General features: G+C 46.8%; 2 rRNA genes. Both read left to right on the plus strand.

Annotated features, from left to right (window positions below):
* Window positions 1–68: ribosomal RNA gene (locus tag WQ57_RS22250) — 16S ribosomal RNA — on the plus strand; the annotation flags it as partial.
* Between the two features lie 226 nt (window positions 69–294).
* Window positions 295–699: ribosomal RNA gene (locus WQ57_RS22255) — 23S ribosomal RNA — on the plus strand; the annotation flags it as partial.

Consider the following 699-nt stretch of genomic DNA (forward strand, 5'->3'; position numbering starts at 1 on the left):
GACAGATGATTGGGGTGAAGTCGTAACAAGGTAGCCGTATCGGAAGGTGCGGCTGGATCACCTCCTTTCTAAGGATAATGTCTTTTAGGACATTCGGAATGCGAACCTTCGGTTCGTAATGTTGATGAGCTTGTTTGTTTAGTTTTGAGGGAGCGATTCTCTCAGAACTTTTTTGTTCCTTGAAAACTGGATAATCGTATGTAAGAAGGCAATTGCAATAAAACCGAGTATCGCCATTTTAGTTTTTCTCTCTTTTGATTGAAAAAAGAGAAACCTGGCAAGTATTTGCCGCAAGGTTAAGTTAGAAAGGGCGCACGGTGGATGCCTTGGCACTAGGAGCCGATGAAGGACGGGACTAACACCGATATGCTTCGGGGAGCTGTAAGTAAGCTTTGATCCGGAGATTTCCGAATGGGGAAACCCACTGTTCGTAATGGAGCAGTATCTTTACCTGAATCCATAGGGTATTGAAGGCAGACCCGGGGAACTGAAACATCTAAGTACCCGGAGGAAGAGAAAGCAAACGCGATTCCCTGAGTAGCGGCGAGCGAAACGGGATTAGCCCAAACCAGAAGGCTTGCCTTCTGGGGTTGTAGGACACTCTATGTGGAGTTACAAAGGAACGGGGTAGATGAAGAGGTCTGGAAAGGCCCGTCAGAGAAGGTAAAAACCCTGTAGTTGAAACTTCGTTCCCTCCTG

Source organism: Mesobacillus campisalis, assembly GCF_000986785.1.
In the GTDB taxonomy this organism is placed as follows: Bacteria; Bacillota; Bacilli; order Bacillales; family Cytobacillaceae; genus Mesobacillus_B; species Mesobacillus_B campisalis.